General features: G+C 37.9%; 13 protein-coding genes. 9 read left to right on the plus strand and 4 right to left on the minus strand.

Annotated features, from left to right (window positions below):
- Positions 1 to 7 precede the first annotated feature (7 nt).
- From BUL40_RS03240 to BUL40_RS03255, 4 genes are all read left to right on the plus strand, one after another.
- Positions 8 to 2,257: a GH92 family glycosyl hydrolase gene (locus BUL40_RS03240; RefSeq protein WP_080318069.1), complete on the plus strand. Its 2,250-nt coding sequence runs from the start codon at positions 8 to 10 to the stop codon at positions 2,255 to 2,257.
- A gap of 18 nt (positions 2,258 to 2,275) precedes the next feature.
- A complete protein-coding gene (locus BUL40_RS03245; protein ID WP_080318070.1) occupies positions 2,276 to 4,594 on the plus strand; it encodes a GH92 family glycosyl hydrolase in 2,319 nt (772 codons plus the stop codon).
- Positions 4,584 to 6,815: a GH92 family glycosyl hydrolase gene (locus tag BUL40_RS03250; RefSeq protein WP_080318071.1), complete on the plus strand. Its 2,232-nt coding sequence runs from the start codon at positions 4,584 to 4,586 to the stop codon at positions 6,813 to 6,815. The genes BUL40_RS03245 and BUL40_RS03250 overlap by 11 nt, the downstream gene beginning before the upstream one ends.
- 169 nt (positions 6,816 to 6,984) lie before the next feature.
- Positions 6,985 to 9,171 carry a PAS domain S-box protein gene (locus BUL40_RS03255; RefSeq protein WP_080318072.1) on the plus strand — a complete coding sequence of 729 codons (2,187 nt, stop codon included), beginning with the start codon at positions 6,985 to 6,987 and terminating at the stop codon, positions 9,169 to 9,171.
- Between the two features lies 1 nt (position 9,172).
- On the opposite strand, the gene BUL40_RS03260 is transcribed toward BUL40_RS03255, so the two are convergent.
- Both BUL40_RS03260 and BUL40_RS03265 read right to left on the minus strand, forming a co-directional pair.
- Positions 9,173 to 10,414, minus strand: a complete 1,242-nt coding sequence (locus tag BUL40_RS03260; RefSeq protein ID WP_080318073.1) for a hypothetical protein — start codon at positions 10,412 to 10,414, stop codon at positions 9,173 to 9,175.
- Positions 10,407 to 11,732 (minus strand): DUF4270 family protein, encoded by a 1,326-nt coding sequence (locus BUL40_RS03265; protein WP_080318074.1) that lies wholly within the window; start codon positions 11,730 to 11,732, stop codon positions 10,407 to 10,409. Before BUL40_RS03265 ends, BUL40_RS03260 begins: the two co-directional genes overlap by 8 nt.
- A 240-nt stretch (positions 11,733 to 11,972) precedes the next feature.
- Here BUL40_RS03265 and BUL40_RS03270 point away from each other — a divergent pair, with 240 nt between their 5' ends.
- From BUL40_RS03270 to BUL40_RS03290, 5 genes are all read left to right on the plus strand, one after another.
- Positions 11,973 to 12,965, plus strand: coding sequence for a Kelch repeat-containing protein (locus BUL40_RS03270; RefSeq protein WP_010518662.1), 993 nt, complete (start codon positions 11,973 to 11,975; stop codon positions 12,963 to 12,965).
- A gap of 114 nt (positions 12,966 to 13,079) precedes the next feature.
- Complete coding sequence (locus BUL40_RS03275; protein ID WP_010518661.1) at positions 13,080 to 13,397, plus strand: DUF4907 domain-containing protein; 318 nt, start codon at positions 13,080 to 13,082, stop codon at positions 13,395 to 13,397.
- Between the two features lie 10 nt (positions 13,398 to 13,407).
- Positions 13,408 to 14,448 carry a sensor histidine kinase gene (locus tag BUL40_RS03280; protein ID WP_080318075.1) on the plus strand — a complete coding sequence of 347 codons (1,041 nt, stop codon included), beginning with the start codon at positions 13,408 to 13,410 and terminating at the stop codon, positions 14,446 to 14,448.
- Positions 14,449 to 15,177 (plus strand): LytR/AlgR family response regulator transcription factor, encoded by a 729-nt coding sequence (locus tag BUL40_RS03285; RefSeq protein WP_010518659.1) that lies wholly within the window; start codon positions 14,449 to 14,451, stop codon positions 15,175 to 15,177.
- Between the two features lie 351 nt (positions 15,178 to 15,528).
- Complete coding sequence (locus BUL40_RS03290; protein ID WP_080318076.1) at positions 15,529 to 16,491, plus strand: ROK family protein; 963 nt, start codon at positions 15,529 to 15,531, stop codon at positions 16,489 to 16,491.
- Between the two features lie 116 nt (positions 16,492 to 16,607).
- On the opposite strand, the gene hutG is transcribed toward BUL40_RS03290, so the two are convergent.
- Complete coding sequence (gene hutG, locus BUL40_RS03295) at positions 16,608 to 17,564, minus strand: formimidoylglutamase (RefSeq protein ID WP_080318077.1); 957 nt, start codon at positions 17,562 to 17,564, stop codon at positions 16,608 to 16,610.
- A gap of 4 nt (positions 17,565 to 17,568) precedes the next feature.
- Entirely contained in the window at positions 17,569 to 19,575 is a 2,007-nt protein-coding gene (locus BUL40_RS03300) for a urocanate hydratase (protein ID WP_080318078.1), read from the minus strand.
- Position 19,576 lies beyond the last annotated feature (1 nt).

Raw genomic sequence — 19,576 nt, forward strand, 5'->3', positions numbered from 1 at the left:
TTTGATGATGAGACATGGGTTTTGGGTTTTAAGCGTAATTTTTGTTTTGGCTTGTAAAAATCAACCAAAACCTAAAAGCCTAAAAAGCTTAACTAGCTATGTTAATCCTTTTATTGGTACAGATGGCCCTGGGAATACCTATCCTGGGGCTACCGTGCCTTTTGGTATGGTTCAATTAAGTCCAGACATTGGTATTCCGGGTTGGGACCGCATTGCCGGATATTATTACCCAGATAGTATCCTTACTGGCTTTTCCCATACGCATTTAACGGGTACGGGTGCTGGAGACTTATACGATATCTTGGTTATGCCAACCAATAGTAGATTTAAGGACACGTTAAAAGCCAATAATTATAAGCCTTATTCCCATTTTAATCATGTAGAGGAAGGCGCATCACCTGGTTACTATTGGGTTCAATTAAAGGATTATGGAATAAAAGCGGAACTCACGGCTACTCCAAGAGTAGGAATACATAAATATACCTTTCCAAAAGATACGTTATCGCAAATTCATGTAGACTTAGGGTATAGTTTAAATTGGGACAGGCCAACCAATACCAAGATTACCGTGGTTAATGATTCGGTGCTTCAAGGTTTTAGAATGTCCGAAGGTTGGGCTAGAAACCAACAGCTTTATTTTGAGATGACTTTTTCCAAACCGTTTTCTTCCTATTACATCAAAGAAAATAAAGAAGGACAAGCAACTAAAATCATTTTAAATTATCAAACCGAAGAAGATGAGGTGATTACAGTTAAAACAGGTCTATCTTCGGCGAGTGTAGGCGGCGCCTCAAAAGCTATTAAACAAGAAGCAAAGCAGGACTTTGAGTCAATTAGAAAACAAGCCAATGCGGTATGGGAAAAAGAACTTTCTAAAATTAGAATAACTACACAAAACAAAGAGCGAAAAACCATCTTTTACACCATGATGTATCAATCTATGTTGGCACCAACGTTATATAGCGATAGCAATCAGCAATATAAGGCCGCGAACGATGCTAATGGTCAGTATTTGCCAGAAACAGATAGTATTGCAATGGCCAAAGGGTTTAACAGGTATGATACTTTTTCTCTATGGGATACCTACCGGGCAGCACATCCACTGTACACCATAATACAAACGGAGCGTGTGCCGGATATGATAAAATCGCTTTTGGCACATTACCAGGAAACTGGAAAGTTACCCGTTTGGTCCATGCAGGGTAGCGAAACCAATATGATGATCGGTTACCATGCCGTTCCGGTAATAGTAGACGCTTATTTTAAAGGTTTTGAATTCGATGCAAATTTGGCGTACCAAGCGTGTAAAACCAGTGCTATGGTAAAAGAGCGTCAAATAGACGAGTTTGCTCAAAATGGCTACATAGCTACGGCTGCCGGACATGAAAATTGGTCTGTTTCCAAAACCTTGGAATATGCTTATGACGATTGGTGTTTAGCCCAATTTGCCAAGGATTTAGGTAAAGAAGAAGACTTTGATTATTTCATAGAACGGTCCAATAATTGGAAAAATGTATACAATGCCAAAAACTCTTGGTTGCAACCAAAAGACGCATCAGGCACTTTTATCTATCCTTTTACGCCAAAAGAATATTCGCCTTATTTCTGTGAAAGTAATGCATGGCAATATTATTGGTCGGTAGCACAAGATATTCCTGGCCTTGTGGCTGCCACTGGAGGTGCAAATCGATTTGAACAAAAATTAGATTCCATGTTTACTTATGCTCCGCTGCCAACAGATAAGTTACCCATTTTTAGTACGGGGATGATTGGCCAATATGCACATGGAAACGAACCAAGCCATCATGTTGCTTACCTGTATAATTATATTGGTAAACCCCATAAAACCCAAGATTTGGTTTATAAAATTCGCAATGAACAGTATAAAAATGAGCCTAATGGCCATTGCGGAAACGAAGATTGTGGGCAAATGTCTTCTTGGTATATTTTAAACAGTTTGGGTATGTATCCGGTAAACGCTGCCCAAGGGATATTGGATTTGAGTGTGCCACAATTTTCTAAAGCTAGTATACAGTTGCCAAACAATAAAACATTTGAGGTAAAAGCCACAGGTTTATCAGAAGAAAACCGCTATGTTGCTGCCGTTTCTTTAAATGGGCAGCAGTTGAATAGAAGATTTATTACCTACAAAGAATTAATGCAGGGAGGTATTTTAGAGTTTATAATGACTGCAAATAAGGATACGGTGAATACGCAAAGATATGAACAACCAAATCCCTTAAAAATTTATAACTAAACTGAATAAACGCTCATAATGATTAACAAAACAAAACTAATTTTATTAGCATTGACCGCGCTGATATATGCTTGTGGGGAAAAATCCACAAATACCTTTTCTAAAGACGATTCAAAAACGGAATTACTGGCTTACGTAAACCCTTTAATGGGTACAGATTCTGATTTTAGCCTCTCTAATGGGAATACCTATCCGGCTATTGCCACACCTTGGGGCATGAATTTTTGGACACCAATGACCAATAAGATGGGAGATGGGTGGACGTATGGTTATGACGATAAAACCATTAGGGGCATTAAACAAACGCATCAACCAAGTCCATGGATAAATGATTATGCCGCGTTCTCTTTTATGCCGGTCGTAGGCGATTTAAAATACAAAGAAGACGAGCGTGCCTCTTATTTTTCGCATAAGGCAGAAACAGTGCGTCCAGATTATTACAGTGTGTATTTGGCAGATTATGATGTTACGGCAGAGGTTACGCCAACATCGCGTGCGGCACAGTTTCGTTTTACCTTTCCAGAAACGGATAGTGCCTACATTCTTTTAGATGCTTTTTTCAAAGGCTCTATGGTAAAAATATTACCAGAAGAACAAAAGATTGTTGGGTACTGCCGTAACAACAGCGGTGGAGTGCCAGAAAACTTTCATAATTATTTTGTGGCCCAATTTGATAAACCTTTTGAAACTACCCATACTTGGGGGGATAACTGGAGTCTTTTAGAGAACAGCACAGATAATAAAGGGGAACATGTTGGCGCAATAATTGGTTTTAAGACTAAAAAAGGAGAACAAGTTACCGTAAAAGTAGCATCGTCTTTTATAAGTCAAGAACAAGCAGAATTAAATTTAGATCGGGAGATTGGAAAAGACACTTTTGATGAAACCAAAGAAAAAGCAGCTGTTGCCTGGGAAAAAGAGTTAAGTAGAATAGCGGTTGCCTCAAATAACTTAGACCAATTGCGCACCTTCTATTCTTGTCTTTATAGGGTGTTATTGTTTCCAAGAACGTTTTACGAAATGGATGCGGAAAACAACGTGGTACATTATAGTCCGTACAATGGAAAAGTGGAAGCCGGTTACATGTTTACCGATAATGGCTTTTGGGACACCTTTAGAGCTGTGTTTCCGTTTTTTAATATGATGTATCCAGAGCTAAATACCCAAATTATGGAAGGTTTGGCCAATACCTATAAAGAATCTGGGTGGCTGCCAGAATGGGCAAGCCCTGGTCATAGAGATTGTATGATCGGGTCCAATTCTGCTCCAATTATAGCAGATGCACATCTTAATGGTTTATCTGGTTTTGATAAAGAGATTTTATTGGAAGCCATGCTAAAAAACGCTACAGTTTCACAAGGGCGTCCAGTGAATTCCGTAGGCAGGGCTGGTATAGATTACTACAATGAATTGGGGTACGTACCTTATGATGTAAATATACATGAGAACGCTGCTAGAACGCTAGAATATGCCTATGCCGATTTTACCATTGCCCAAATGGCCAAATCTATGGGTAAGGAAGATTTGGCAAATAAATATTTTCAAAAATCATTGAACTACAAGAACCTATTTGATCCGGAAACCAATTGGATGCGTGGTAAAAACCAAGATGGAACGTTTCAAGAACCTTTTAATCCTTTAAAATGGGGAGATGCTTTTACCGAAGGTAATAGCCTGCATTATACCTGGTCTGTTTTTCATGATGTTCAAGGATTAATAGGTTTAATGGGTGGTGAAGAAAGCTTTGTTGGTAAATTGGACGATGTCTTTAACATGCCACCAAAATTTGATGCTTCGTATTATGGTTTTACCATACATGAAATACGAGAGATGCAAATAGCCAATATGGGTAATTATGCGCACGGTAACCAACCCATACAGCATATGATTTATTTGTACAATTATGCCAAACAACCTTGGAAAACCCAAGAAAAAATAAGAGAAGTATTAACCAAACTATATACGCCAAACCCTGATGGCTATTGCGGAGACGAAGACAACGGGCAAACATCGGCTTGGTATGTGTTTAGTGCCTTAGGCTTTTACCCGGTAGCCCCTGCTACCAACCAGTATGTAATAGGTAGTCCGTTGTTCAATGAGGTTACGTTACAATTGCAAAATGGTAACACTTTTACTATTTCTGCCAGCAATAACGCAATGGATCATCCATATATCCAATCGGCCAGGTTAAATGGTAAACCATTTGATCAAACCTTTATTTCAACACAGGCTATACAACAGGGCGGTAGTCTAGAATTTAACATGGGCAAAGAGCCTAATAAAAATTGGGCCGTATCAGAGGCTGCAAAACCTTATTCTTTATCCAATGAAAAATAGATTTTTTTCTATCGTATTTATTTTAGTAGCAACCCTTCTTATGGGTCAAAAAAAGCCTGTAGACTACGTAAATCCGTTTATTGGCACCTCTAATTTTGGTGCTACCAACCCGGGGCCAATTGCTGTTCGGGGAATGGCCAATGTTTCGCCCTTTAACGTTGCGGGGCCACAAAACTTACCTATGGAGAAGGATAGCCGATGGTTTTCTACGCCCTACGTAAATGAAAACCCTTATTTAACAGGGTTTAGCCATGTAAACCTTAGTGGAGTGGGTTGTCCGGAATTGGGAGTAATCATTACCATGCCCACAACTGGAGCTTTGGTTACCGATCACGAGCAATACGGATCTACTTATAGCAATGAGGCTGCAAAACCAGGTTATTATACCAATACCTTAGATAAGTACGGGGTAAAGGTAGAGGCTACGGCAACTACAAGAACGGGGGTAAGTAAATACCATTTCCCCGAAGGGGAGGCTAATGTTCTGTTGAATTTAGGTCTTGGATTGACCAATGAAGAAGGCGCCCAAGTAAAGGTTGTTTCCCCAACAGAAATAGAAGGTATGCGCATGGTTGGTTCTTTTTGTTATTACAAATCCGAAGAAAGCTACCCCATTTATTTTGTGGCACAATTCTCTGAGCCTGCACAAGAATATGGTGTTTGGAAAAAGCCCCGTAAATATAACGGTGTGGAGGCACAATGGATGGTAACCAATGGTGAAACCCGTATCAAAAAAGGTTTTAGGCAGACTGTAGTAGGGGACAGTATTGGTGCGTACATGCGATACAATTTTAAACAACCCAAAACGGTATCTGTTAAAGTGGGGGTGTCTTATGTAAGCATTGAAAATGCGCGGGAAAATTTAAAGGTAGAAACGCAGAATAAAGATTTTGAAACGCTATTGGCAGAAGCCCAAGATAAATGGAACAAACAGTTGTCTAGGATAGAAGTTGAGGGCGGAACAGAAGCGGACAAAACCATTTTCTACACTGCATTATACCATACCCAGATCCACCCAAGTACGTTGAACGATGCCAATGGGGAATATCCTAAAATGCAAACAAGGGAAACCCTTAAGACCAAAGACACGCGGTATACTGCCTTTTCACTTTGGGATACCTATAGAAATTACCATCAATTAATGAGTTTGGTGTATCCAAAACAGCAATCAGATATGGTAAAAAGTATGTTACAAGTGTATGACGAGTCTGGTTGGCTGCCCAAATGGGAACTCAATGCTACAGAAACAACCACCATGGTAGGTGATCCGGCGGGTATTGTTCTGGCAGATACCTACCTTAAGGGAATTCAGGATTTTGATGTAGAACTTGCCTACGAGGCCATGTTAAAAAGTGCGGATCAGTTAGAAGGAAACCCGTTACGTCCAGGCCTAAAGGATTACATAGAAAAAGGCTACCTCACTACTAAAACTACCAAAAGTGGTTCCGTGTCAACCACCCAGGAATATAATATTTCTGATTTTGCCATTGCGCAATTGGCCAAAGCCCTAGGTAAAAAGGAAGATTACAAACGCTTTTCCAAGCGTTCCATTTCCTATAGAAAGTTGTTTGATAAGGAGTTTAATTTGCTTCGTCCTAAAAACGATGACGGCAGTTGGCTTAACCCATACAACCCAGAGACCGGAGCTAATTTTGTAAAAAACCTTGGATTCATAGAAGGTAATGCCTGGCAATACTCTTTTATGGTAGCTCATGATGTTAAAGGTCTTATGAATTTAATGGGAGGTTCAAAATCGTTCACGAAAAAATTACAGCAGGTTTTTGACAAAAATCAGTTCGATATGGCCAATGAGCCCGATATAGCTTACCCTTATTTATTTAATTATGTAAAAGGAGAAACCCACCGAACGGACCAATTGGTTAGTGAGCTTTTAAAAACATATTTTAAGAACGAATCAGCCGGTCTTCCCGGAAATGACGATACGGGAACTATGAGTGCTTGGGCGGTTTTTAGTATGATGGGAATTTACCCTGTGAGTCCGGCCAACCCAATATACACCTTTACTGTTCCGGTTTTTGATAAGGTAACAATACAGTTAGAAGATAGTTATTATGGGGGGGGGACATTAGTTATCAAAAAGGAAGATTCAGCAGGATTAAACAACGAAAGGGAAGTTTTTATAGGTAAGAAAAAAATCACAAAACCTTTTGTGTCTCACCAAGAATTATTGGCTAGAAAAGAAATCACTATAAAGTATTAAAAAACTGTAAAACAGAATAGTAACATTATTTTTATGTAAAAGGCGCTAATTAACCATTAGCGCTTTTTTATTTTTACCATTTATTTTTATGAAGTAAAATACTTACATATTGCGAAGAAATTATATAATTTGTGTAATTTGTAAATAAAATGTTAATGGCCTAACCGGCATGGTAGACAATAAACTTATCTTAGATCAAGCTCCCTTACCTATTGCACTGCTTGATTTGGATTATCATATTCTAGGGCTTTCCAAGAAATGGCGAGATACGTATAATTTATCTGAAAATTATAAGGACAAACCATTTTTTAAGTTAATGCCCAATCTTCCCAATGAACTAAAAATTGATTTGGATTATTGCAGGGAAGGACTTGGCGAGCGCGAAGATGAAGTTAAATGCTATTTGCCTTCTGGTAAACTTGTATGGTATAAATGGCAAATCTCTCAATATTTTGATAACGATAAACCTTCTGGTTTCATCGTTTTTCTTACGGATACCACAAAGGAGAATTTAGACAAACAACTTTTTGCAAAATCACAGCAAGTTGCCCGTATTGGTGGTTGGGAGGTAGATTTAATTAACAACCAAATGTATTGGTGTAATATAACCAAGAAAATACATGAGGTTCCAGAAGATTTTGTGCCTAATTTAGAAACAGGTATAAATTTTTACAAAGAAGGTTATAGCAGAAATTTAATTACAGAAAAGGTAACTCAAGGTATAGAAAAGGGTCTACCTTGGGATGTTGAACTACAAATTATTACCCAATCTGGGAAAGAATTATGGGTTAGGGCCAAAGGTGAACCAGAATTGGTCGATAATAAATGTGTACGCATCTGTGGAACGTTCCAAGATATAGATTTTAGAAAAAAGACAGAGTTAAAATATAAAAGGACTCGGGATCGCTTGCAAATGGCAACAGCGAAAGCTGGCTTTGGAATCTGGGAAATAGACTTGATTACAAGTGAGGTTGTCTGGGATGATAATATGTATAAAATCTATGGTCTAAAAAAGAAGATTGTAGATAAAGACCTGCGTACATTATTTTCAGAAATCGTTTACCCAGAGGATTATGCAGAACTTAATAGATTAATTGAAAAGGCAACGCCAGAAAACGATCAATTCACCTTCATTTTTAGAACCAAACAAGATGCAGTGGGATTAAGGTATATTAAGGGCATGCATACGGTAATTTTAGGGGAAGATAATAAGCCTTGTAAGGTAATTGGTATAGCAGAGGATGTTACCGAGTTTGTGGAGACACAAAAACAGTTGGTCTCCGTAGAAGGTGCTCTTGATGCTTTGTTTGAAAATTCAGCAATAGGAATGGCACTAGTAGATGGCGAGGCTAAGATTTTGAAAGCAAATTTGCCATTGGCCAAAAGTTTAGGCTATAAAGTAGACGAGTTGCTTGGGATTAATTTTAGGTCTATATCCCACCCAGAGGATTTGGAGCGAGATATACCTAATTTTATTTCGCTTAGAAGAGGCGAAATTAGCAACTACAAAACAGAAAAGCGCTATTTTCATAAAAATGGGTCTGTGGTACATGTAATTATGAATGCTACGGTAAGATTAGATTTGGGAGATAATCTTTCTTATTTAATTGTACAGCTAGTAGACATTACCAAACAAAAAAATACAGAAAACAAGTTAAAAGGGTTACTAGAAATTAGTAACAAACAAAATGAAAGCTTACTAAATTTTGCCCATATCGTATCTCATAATTTACGCTCGCATGCTTCTAACCTAACAATGATTTCTAGTTTGTTAATTGATAACGAAGTAGAGGAAGATGAAAAGGAACAAACTTTAGATATGTTAAATGAGGCTTCTGAGGGTTTAAACGAAACTATTTTTCATCTTAACGAAGTAGTGCAGGTAAAATTGAATACCCATAATAAAATGGGTAGAATAAATTTATTGGACCTTATAGAAAAGGTAGTCAAGAATTATGAGATGGAATTGGAAAAGAATGAGATAAAATTGGCCGTAAACTGTTCTAATCGTATAGAGGTTTTGGGTTTGGCTAATTATGTAGAAAGTATCTTGACCAATCTACTTTCAAATGCTATAAAATACAAGTCGCCGCAAAGGCGCCCTATGATAAACATAGCGGTAAGAGAAACTGAGGATAGTATAGTTTTGGATGTTGCGGATAACGGATTAGGAATAGATTTAAAAAGACACGCCAACAAGGTTTTTGGTATGTATAAAACCTTTCATAACCACCCAGAAGCTAAGGGTGTTGGCTTGTTTATTATTAAAAATCAAATTGAGTCTATGGGTGGTAGAATATCCGTTACCAGCAATCTAGATGTTGGCTCTACGTTCACGGTACATTTTAACAAATAGATCAGTTAATCTTTCTTCGCAGAAACCAATTGTCTAGTAAGCTTAGATTTAAAGTTAGCATATGGTAATTTTCTTTAATCAAGGAATTGTCAATCTTACCCCTTGTGCCATAGGCATAAGATAGATTTACCATAGATCCGCTTCTGTAACTAGTAGGCAATCCAATCCCAAAGGTGAACTGTTGTCCGTTTATACTGTTTCCGCCAACACGTAAATTACCAGTATCATAGGTGTAGCCGGTTCTAAAGGCTATGCGCTGTCCATAGTTCAAATTTCGGCCTTCTTTTTTGTACGCCAATCCTACTCCAAACACGTCCTGGTCTATATAGGAGCCCAAAAATTCAGATTGATTGGTTTGTTCCCAATAATTTTTCTTGTAGTCTACATTTAGGGTCCAATTATTTTTAAATACGGTACTTATACCTAGTCCAAGTTCCATGGGTAGGGTAAAACCATTTACTTTGCTTTTCTCGTCTTCCTGAACGGCTACTTCGGCATTATCCACAATTTTTATGGTATTGGTAATTTGATTGCCATTAAGGTTTACCGGAAAATTTATGGTTGATCCCAAGGTCGTATTTTTAGTTATATCCCATTGTAGGCCAGTTCCAATTTTAAAGCCGCTATAGTTAGTGCTTTTTTCTTGAGTAAAGGCACTGCTTTCCAGTGAAAAACTTTCAGTTTGTTCAATATTTCCAAATAAGAGCGAGGCGCTTACACCCAAGCGCAAACTGGGTAGTAAAGCGTAACCAAAATTTAGTTTAAAATCAGTTAGTCCACCTAATCCATCAACATTACTTTCATAGGTGTCCGTTGAGCCTTCTATATTATTTTGTTTGCCAATTAATGTGTAACCAACATCTGTATAAGGTAGCAATGTAATACCCATACCTCCTTTGTTTCCTAAGGGAAAGGCAAAAGCAAGGTTAGAAAAATTAAAATAGGCTTTGGATTCTAGGTCATTGTAATTTTCATAAGTATTGTAATTGCCCCTTAATCCAACATCGTACAAGAATGTGCCTTTTTGTATAAGTGCAAAATTGGCAGCGTTTAAGTTATTAATATCCGTAGTAGATTTTTGGCCAATACCGGTATACCCCATACTATTATACCTGCCAAGGGTAGTCTGATTTATGGTTCCCAATCCGTATAAAGAATAGGGGGAGTTGGTTAAACCTTCAGACTGTGAAAAGGTGGAAAAATAAATCAAGAAAAGTAAAAGAATTATTGGTATTCTAATCATTTTGGTAAATGGTATAATTAATGGTGATTTTTGCAGGGTTTACTAATGCGTTGCTTCCTGTTAGAATATTCCGGTCTACCGTAGAATTATTGTTTGGTGGTAAAAACAACAGTCCATAGTCTGTATAATCTGTTGTGGTGTATAACAAATCTGCGAACGTGGAGATGTCTGCTTCATAGTAAGTGTTGTTAAATTCAGAATCAACCTTATTTAAAACAGCATATATGGCAGAAGAACTTGCACTAGTAAGCTGGTTTAGGATTACGTTCTTACGGTCCACCAAATACACACTTAAGGAATCGTTTAGTGGTAAATTGTTTGTGTGGTCCTGCGCGCTTGGGTAAAACTTTAGGTTTGCACTTAACAGCGATCCAGAACCTTCAATATCGTCTAAGGATTTGATGGTTGGTAAACTAAATTTTGTAGCAAGCCCCAAGCCACTATGAACAAATGTTTTGTTTTCTGTAATGCTGTCCACTACCTCTTGTTCTTGGCTAGTAATAGCCGTTAGAGACTCCAAATTATAGGTAGAAGTAATGGCATTAAAGAAAGGAGTAGTAGAACCATAAGCACTAAGGTTAAAATCTAGGGTATAGGTAACGGTGTTGTCTTCATCTTCTTGGGTATAATGCAATTGTACGGTAAGGGCACCGGCATCTTTGGCATAACCCAAAATGCAACTGTTATCTTGTTCAGGGGCAAGTAATACCATACCCTTAAAATAATCTCTGAAGCCGGCTTGGTCCGTTATGGATTTTTCTTTAATTCTCTCAAACAGATTTAACCCTAAACTATCGTTTAAGCGCGTACTTATGGAGTCTTTTTGTAAGGGTCTAGGGGTAAAGGAAAGCGTTCCCAGTATTTGGTTACTACTATAAGCAATGCTGGAGGTGTTATAAAAGTAATCTTCTGTTGGTACAACACTTTCCAATAACTCCCTAATTTCTATTTTTTGGGTTAACGTAGTATCATTATAGAAATAGCCATCTAGTTTTAAAGAGATGGTAATGCTATCGTAAACGGCATCATGGTCAAGAATATAAGATTCTGGTTCTAGTTCAAAATAGCTGCTAGCTGTTACCGTACCAAAAATGGGGTCTGTGTATGATCCAACCAAAATTCGGCTTGCATCCCCTGTTACAAAACTATCTAACTTAACGGTGCTGGTTTTTAAGGTAAGGGTATCAAACGTAATAACTTTTAAATTTGAGTTGGTAAAACCTTCTCCCGCCACAAAATCAGAGCTATTGTAAGAATCGGAGGAACAGCTTATTAAAATTGCCGTAAGCAATACTATACATGATGTTATAAAACGCATTGGTGGTTTAATTTGATACCAAACTAAACGTAGTCTTACGTAGTACGGTAACACAATAGATCAAGTAGGGTTTTTACACTGCCAAGACCTAGATTAGGACTATAAACAGGAGCCATGGATTTGGTAGGACAAAATGCGTGTTTGGTGTATTAAAACCTCCTGTTGGTATATTTTGTTACCACAAGTTATAAGCGGCAAGTAGTTTAGCCATCAAATAACAAAAACTTGTAAATAAAACCTATGGCTAAATTATACCACCTTAGAATAGTTTTCATAATGGTAATAAGCATGTCTTTATTAACCGCTTGTAATAATGACGATGATGATGACGAAATTGGAAACTGGGTAGACCGATCCGTTTTTGATGGAAGCCCAAGAAGTTCAGCTGCCTATTTTACTTTGGATAATATAGGTTATATAGTTGCGGGTTATGATGGAGATGATTATTTGAATTCCGTTTGGTCTTATGATATAGAAGGTAACTTTTGGTCTCAAAAAGCTGATTTTCCTGGTGTAGCTAGAAGCTCTGCAGTGGCTTTTACTGCTGCCAATAAAGGTTATGTGGGTTCTGGTTACGATGGCTTAGACGAACTCGCGGATTTTTATAGTTATGATCCAACTAGCAATTCTTGGAGCCAGATAGCCAATTTTCCAGAAAACCCCAGAAGAAGTGCTCTTGCTTTTAGCGCCAACGATATAGGTTATTTTGGAACCGGCTTTGACGGGGAAAATGATCGTAAGGATTTTTGGAAATATAACCCTGCAACAGATACTTGGACCGCTTTAGTTGGTTTTGGAGGTAACAAAAGAAGAGATGCAACAAGTTTTACCGTTAACGGTACGGTTTATATGGGTACAGGTGTGTCTAACGGGGTTTATCTAACGGATTTTTGGTCTTTTGATCCGGCTACTGAAAGTTGGACCCAATTAACGGATTTAGATGAGGAAGATGATTATGCCATTACCCGTAGTAATGCAGTTGGTTTTGGCCTAAATGATTACGGGTACATTGCCTGTGGCACATCTTCTGGTAGCATAAGTAGTGTTTGGGAGTACCATCCTAGTACGGATGATTGGGAGGTAAAAACAAATTTTGAAGGTACCTCTAGGCAAGATGCGGTTGCATTTTCTAATGGGGTTAGGGCATTTATAGGCCTGGGTAGATCTGGTAGTTTGTACCTAGATGACCTAGATGAGTTTTTTGCCTTTGAGGAATATGACGATGAAGATTAATTAAAGTTTTTCATTTTTTTTAGATAGTTGAGTATTGAGTAATTTTTCTTGTGGGGTTGTAGCAATACAACCCCTTAAGTTTTAAAGTGAATAGTTGTGGGTAAAAAAGGTTTTATGATGCTAATAGTTCTTTTAACAGGAATTTTCATTTTTCTTATAGCTTATTCTGTTTCTTTATGGAAAGTAAATGATTTACAGACTTTTGAAGTTAAAACTGTGCAATTGCCGCAAGGTTTTGGCTATCATATTTATAAAGGAGAGGCTTTATTGGTTAAGCAAGAGTTTATACCGGGAGTTGCAGGAAACATACCTTTTAAAAATGAAATAGAAGCACAAATAATTGGCGATTTAGTTGTTTCCAAATTGGTAGAAGGTAATTTACCAACTGTAAATCATTCAGATTTAATAGGATTGAAAATTACGCTTAAATAGCATCTGATATATGGAAGGGAATAAGTTCAATAGCAAGGAAGTTTGGATGCATTTTTTTATTTGGGTATCCATTTATGCGTTTATACTCTACCAATTTGCTAATGAGTTTGATCAAATTCCCTTTAAACTACTGGTTAAGTTGGGTATAGGCCTAGTCTTGTTTTACTGCAATTATTTTTTGTTGGTGCCTTTTTTACTACTTAAAAGAAAGCTATTGGTCTATTTTATAGTATCCATGGTAGCCCTCGTAGTTTTGGGCTTTATAAGCCATGAGTTTTTAATGCATGACCGTGTACCTCCTATAAACGGTCCGTTAAGGCCTAGACCTTTAGAGCCTGCGGTTGGGTTAAGGCGTTTTCCTTTGCTTATGCCAGACACGGCCATTTTCGCGCTTCATTTTGTAGCAGGTGCATTAACACGTATTTACAAAGAATGGAACAGGAGCGAGGTACTTAAAAAAGAAATAGAGAACCAACGGGTAAACTCACAACTTCAGTTTTTAAAAACGCAACTAAACCCGCATTTTTTATTCAATTCCTTAAATGCTATCTATTCACTTTCAGAAAAAAAATCTAATGATACCGGGGAGGCAATTTTAAATCTATCTGAGTTAATGCGATACATGTTGTATGAAGCTAATGGGGATAAAGTTTCATTGGCTAGTGAAATTAACTACATAGAAAATTACGTACAACTGCAAAAACTTAGGTTGCCCCATACCGCAACCGTACAGTTTAAAGTTACCGGAGACGAACGTAATAAAGAAATAACACCACTCATTTTCATATCCTTTATAGAGAACGCATTTAAATATGGTACGGATTATAAAGGAAATACACATGTGGTAATAAACCTTTTAATAAAAGAAAGGTCTATAGAGTTTAAGATAGAAAATACAATAGGTAGAAAAAAACGCGTGCTGCAAAGTTCCGGAATAGGGTTAACCAATATTAAAGACCGTTTGTTGTTGCTTTATCCAGATAACCATGAACTTTTGGTAAACAAAGGAGAAACCCTTTTTACCGTGCTTTTAAAATTAAATTTAGTTTAGATGAAGTGTATTATTATAGACGATGAGCCTTTGGCGGCAGATTTGTTGGCAGATTATTGTCAGCATTTAGATTTCTTAGAAGTTGTAGGGGTTTTTACCAATCCATTAGAATCTATTCCTGTAATCAAAGCCAAAAATATAGATCTCATTTTTTTAGACATCGAAATGCCTCAACTATCTGGACTTGAGTTTATAGAGTTGTTAGATAATCCACCTTTATTTGTGTTTACCACAGCCTATTCACAATACGCCGTAGAGGGGTTTGATCTAAATGCGGTAGACTACCTCTTAAAACCTATTCGAAGAAGTAGATTTATCAAAGCGGTAACTAGGGTAAAAGAAGTTCATTCACAAAGAAATCCATTAATAGCCAATAACATTTTTTCTTCTGTTGGAGGAGAAAACAAAAAGGAAGATTTTATTTTCATTAAATCAGAATATGAAAACATTAAGGTTAAGATAGAAGACATTACCTATGTACAGGGTTTAAAAGACTATTTAAAAGTACATCTGGTGCAGTGCAATAAACCCATACTTACCCTAATGAGCTTTAAACAATTGGCAGATCGCCTTAATAGCTCAAGTTTTGAAAGGGTGCACAAATCATTTCTTGTCAATATAAACCACATAGATGCTGTTCAAAGAAATAGAATAGTATTAAGCGATATGCGCATACCTATTGGGGAGCGCTATAAGCCTAATGTGCTTTCTCGTTTGGGTATATCTTAAAAATCCATTAATCTAAAGAACTGGGCAATTCGTCTATACAAATAAGAGTACTACAGAAATGACCCTTTATTTCCCTTAGCTCGATGGTATTTTTGAATTATCAAATAAAGCAAAACACTATTTAACTATAAAAAAAATACTGTCGTTTGAGGACAGTAAAATGGGATTATCTATTTTAGGGTAGATATATTGGGAGCTGATTAAAACACCCTCTTTTGGAGGGTGTTTTTGCGTTTTTATACATTATTCAAAAAACTACAACGTTGTAGGGTATTTTTAGATTTAATAAATGATAAACCCTTTCAAAAAAAGCTGATAAACTACTATTTTTAAACCTTACACTAGTAGATTATGGAAATTGTTGTAGGTATAGATATAGGTGGTACAAAAACCAAGATAGGCTTGGTTAACAAAGAAGGTACCTGCTTGGTTCAAACGTTTTTTAGAACACGTGATTATTTGGATCTAGACGCCTATCAACTTCAAATAAAAAATACGGTTGATGGGTTGTTGCAAGAGTTAGGAGGTACACCAATAGTTTTGGGTTGCGGAATAGGAGCACCTAACGCCTCTAGTAAAAATGGAACCATAGAAAACCCAGCAAACTTGGCTTGGAAAGGGAGCACCCCATTTGTAGCCAAACTAAAGGAAAAAATGCCCATGCCCATGCGTATTATGAACGATGCAAGTGCGGCTGCTTTGGGTGAGTTGCTTTTTGGTAGGGGAAAGGAAATGACGGATTTTATTGCCATTACCTTAGGAACTGGTTTTGGTGCAGGTATAGTAGCTAATGGTAAATTAATAGATGGCTTTGATGGGTTTGCAGGAGAATTGGGCCATGTAGACATGAATTTGGGAGACGGTAGATTAACGGGATTGGGAATACCTGGTGGTTTGGAAGCATACGTGTCTGCAACCGGTTTAAAACGTACCATTGTATACATGCAGGCGCAATACTTGGATGATAGTAGGTTTAGGAACGTTGCCTTTAACGATCTGCATGGAGAAGATATAACCAAAGCAGCAGAAGAAGGCGATGTATTAGCAATAAAAGCTTTTGATTATACGGCAAATATAATGGCTAAGGCCCTAGCTAACTTTACAGCTTTTACCCAGCCCGAAGCATTTATCTTAATGGGAGGTTTGGTAAATAGTGGTAAATGGATTTTGGAACCGCTAAACACTTATTTAGACCAATATTTGTTAGAGGTATATAGAGGTAAAGTAAAGATTTTGGAATCTGGTATGGAAGGTAAGACTGCCGCTATCTGTGGTGCCGCCGCATTAATTTGGGAAAACCACCAAACCAATTAAAACTTTTTTATCTTTGCAACGTTGTGTTGTGTCTTGATGCGATATCAAGACAGGTGAACATCGTAATACGATGTAATCCAATGAAAGGCTTTCCTCTTGTGGGAGGCTTTTTTTGTTTATACAGGTTGTTCATGTATAACAAAATGTACCAAAGACGCGGCTAGTTTTGCGGTTTGGTTATCTATATCGTAATCAGGGTTTAATTCTGCAATGTCCATACTTAAAAGCTTACCACTATCCAAAATGCTCGTTAAAAGTTCAAGTACCAATTGGGGTTCAAAACCCATGGGCGAAGCAGCACTTACGCCTGGTGCAAAAGCAGAAGAAAATCCGTCCAAATCAATAGTCAAGTAAATACAATCTACTTTTTCTATAAATGCTTTTAGCCAAGTTTTTAGTTCTTCAAGGTAATTAAGGCGCATAACTTGGCGCTCTATATAAACCACATCTAGCTCTCTGGCGGTTTCAAATAATTGTTTGTCATTGGCATCTTTTCTTATACCAATACATAAATAATTGAACTCTTTTTCTTCTTTGGCAATTTGGAAAAAAGGAGTACCAGAAGTTGGACCATTTTCCGGATTTCTTAAGTCAAAATGGGCATCAAAATTAATAATTCCCAATTTTGCTTTAGGCTTCTTATCCTTTAAATAGCCTTTAATGCCTTTATAATGTGCGTAAGCTATGTCATGACCACCGCCTAAGGCTATAGGAAATATTTGCTGGTCTAATAACGCCGTAATGTTTTTTGCCAGTTGTTGCTGCGTATGCTCCAAATCGGTTTCTACACAGGCAACGTTACCTACATCTAAAAATTTATGGTCTTTAGGTAGGTGATTGGGCATTTTGCCCAACATTTTTTTTATGGCATCTGGCCCATTAATAGCGCCAGTTCTACCCTGGTTTCTTCTAACTCCTTCATCACAAGCATAACCTAATAAAGCGTATTGCACCGTTTTTAAGTTGGCTATTTCCGTTATTGGAACCAATTCTACCTTTTCATGCAGATATAACTGTTCTTCGGATTTTCTACCGTTCCAGTTCTTAGGGCTAGGGCTTGTGTATAATACCATGCAACTAAAATAGTGAATCAATCAATGTGTCATCCGCAATTTGTGGTAGGGTTACTTTTAATTGTGGCGTACGTTGCATTTCTCTTTCTATAGCTAATAGAGCAGCTTCGTTTCTGGCCCAACTTCTTCTTGCAATTCCATTGTTAACATCATAGAACAGCATGTTCTTAAGACGATTTGTAGCAACCTTGGTCCCGTCTAAAACTAGACCAAAGCCACCATTGATTACTTCGCCCCAACCTACACCACCACCGTTGTGGATAGATACCCAAGTAGCCCCTCTAAAACTATCGCCTATAACATTATGGATGGCCATATCAGCCGTAAATTTACTGCCGTCGTAAATATTACTGGTTTCTCGGTATGGGGAATCTGTACCGCTAACGTCATGGTGGTCTCTGCCCAAAACAATAGGAGCGCTAATTTCTCCATTGGCAATAGCGTTGTTAAAGGCTTGGGCAATTTTAATTCGGCCCTCGGCATCCGCGTATAAAATACGGGCTTGTGAACCTACTACCAGTTTATTTTTTTTGGCGGCTTTAATCCATGCAATATTGTCGGCCAATTGTTGCTGAATTTCATCCGGAGCTTCTTCTTTTATTTTTTCTAAAACATCCAATGCAATAGCATCTGTTTGGTCAAGGTCTTCCGTTTTTCCCGAAGTACATACCCACCTAAATGGACCAAAGCCATAATCAAAACACATTGGTCCTAAAATATCTTGCACGTAAGATGGATATCTAAAATCAGTCTTATTGGAAGTAAATACAGCTGCACCCGCTCGTGAGGCCTCTAGTAGAAAGGCATTTCCGTAATCAAAAAAATAAGTTCCTTTGGCAACGTGGGCATTTATGGCTTTTACATGCCTAACCAATGATTGTTGAACATATTTTTTAAATAAACCTGGGTCTTTGACCATTAAGGTGTTGGCCTCCTCAAAAGTTAGGTTTGCGGGGTAGTAACCACCCGCCCAAGGGTTGTGCAGAGAAGTTTGGTCAGATCCCAAGTGGATATAAATATTTGCTTTTAAAAAGTGTTCCCAAACGGTGACCACATTTCCTATATAAGCTAGGGATACCACTTCCTCATTAGCAATGGCATTTTTAACACGTTTTGTTAGTAAGTGTATATCAGAAAACAACTCGTCTACCCAACCCTGTTCATGTCTTTTTTTGGCTGCTTGTTCATTTACTTCTGCACAAATGGTAATACACTCGGCAATTGTACCCGCTTTAGGTTGTGCGCCGCTCATACCGCCTAAACCCGCGGTTAAAAATAGTTTGCCACGTGGAGAAGTTCCTTTTTTCAATACTTTTCTAAAAGCATTCATTACCGTGATGGTTGTTCCGTGCACAATACCCTGCGGACCAATGTACATATAGGAACCAGCCGTCATTTGTCCATATTGTGTAACTCCTAGGGCATTATACTTTTCCCAGTGGTCTGGTTTGGAATAATTTGGAATCATCATTCCGTTGGTAACTACCACTCTTGGTGCCATTTCTGAAGAAGGGAATAAACCCATTGGGTGGCCAGAGTAGAGATGCAAGGTTTGGGTATGGGTCATTTGAGACAGGTACTGCATGGTTAGCAGGTATTGCGCCCAGTTTTGAAAAACCGCCCCATTGCCACCATAGGTAATTAGCTCATTAGGGTGTTGTGCTACGGCAGGATCCAAATTGTTTTGTATCATAAGCATAATAGCTGCAGCTTCTTTACATTTTGCAGGATATTCTTCTATTGGCCGTGCATACATTTTATAACTCGGCTTAAACCTGTGCATGTATATTCGCCCTAGGGTGTTTAGTTCCGCTAAAAACTCGGAGGCCAATTCGGCATGCCATGCTGTTGGAAAATAACGTAAGGCATTTTTTAGCGCTAATTTCTTTTCATCAGTAGATAGAATATCTTTCCGTTTGGGAGCCGGGTTGTCCTTATTTTGATTTACTGGCTTTGGAGGTAGTGTATTGGGTATACCTTCTTGTATGGCTTGTTGAAATGTTGTGGTCATT

Origin of the sequence: Croceivirga radicis, assembly GCF_002072105.2 — a bacterium.
In the GTDB taxonomy this organism is placed as follows: domain Bacteria; phylum Bacteroidota; class Bacteroidia; order Flavobacteriales; family Flavobacteriaceae; genus Croceivirga; species Croceivirga radicis.

Bases quoted from the DNA above. Each gene is read 5' to 3' on its own strand.
- BUL40_RS03280 (WP_080318075.1), top strand. From the start codon at position 13,408: ATGGAAGGGAATAAGTTCAATAGCAAGGAAGTTTGGATGCATTTTTTT.
- BUL40_RS03275 (WP_010518661.1), top strand. From the start codon at position 13,080: ATGATGCTAATAGTTCTTTTAACAGGAATTTTCATTTTTCTTATAGCT.
- BUL40_RS03285 (WP_010518659.1), top strand. From the start codon at position 14,449: ATGAAGTGTATTATTATAGACGATGAGCCTTTGGCGGCAGATTTGTTG.
- BUL40_RS03245 (WP_080318070.1), top strand. From the start codon at position 2,276: ATGATTAACAAAACAAAACTAATTTTATTAGCATTGACCGCGCTGATA.
- BUL40_RS03255 (WP_080318072.1), top strand. From the start codon at position 6,985: ATGGTAGACAATAAACTTATCTTAGATCAAGCTCCCTTACCTATTGCA.
- BUL40_RS03270 (WP_010518662.1), top strand. From the start codon at position 11,973: ATGGCTAAATTATACCACCTTAGAATAGTTTTCATAATGGTAATAAGC.
- BUL40_RS03250 (WP_080318071.1), top strand. From the start codon at position 4,584: ATGAAAAATAGATTTTTTTCTATCGTATTTATTTTAGTAGCAACCCTT.
- BUL40_RS03260 (WP_080318073.1), bottom strand. From the start codon at position 10,414: ATGATTAGAATACCAATAATTCTTTTACTTTTCTTGATTTATTTTTCC.
- BUL40_RS03265 (WP_080318074.1), bottom strand. From the start codon at position 11,732: ATGCGTTTTATAACATCATGTATAGTATTGCTTACGGCAATTTTAATA.
- BUL40_RS03290 (WP_080318076.1), top strand. From the start codon at position 15,529: ATGGAAATTGTTGTAGGTATAGATATAGGTGGTACAAAAACCAAGATA.
- hutG (WP_080318077.1), bottom strand. From the start codon at position 17,564: ATGGTATTATACACAAGCCCTAGCCCTAAGAACTGGAACGGTAGAAAA.
- BUL40_RS03240 (WP_080318069.1), top strand. From the start codon at position 8: ATGAGACATGGGTTTTGGGTTTTAAGCGTAATTTTTGTTTTGGCTTGT.
- BUL40_RS03300 (WP_080318078.1), bottom strand. From the start codon at position 19,575: ATGACCACAACATTTCAACAAGCCATACAAGAAGGTATACCCAATACA.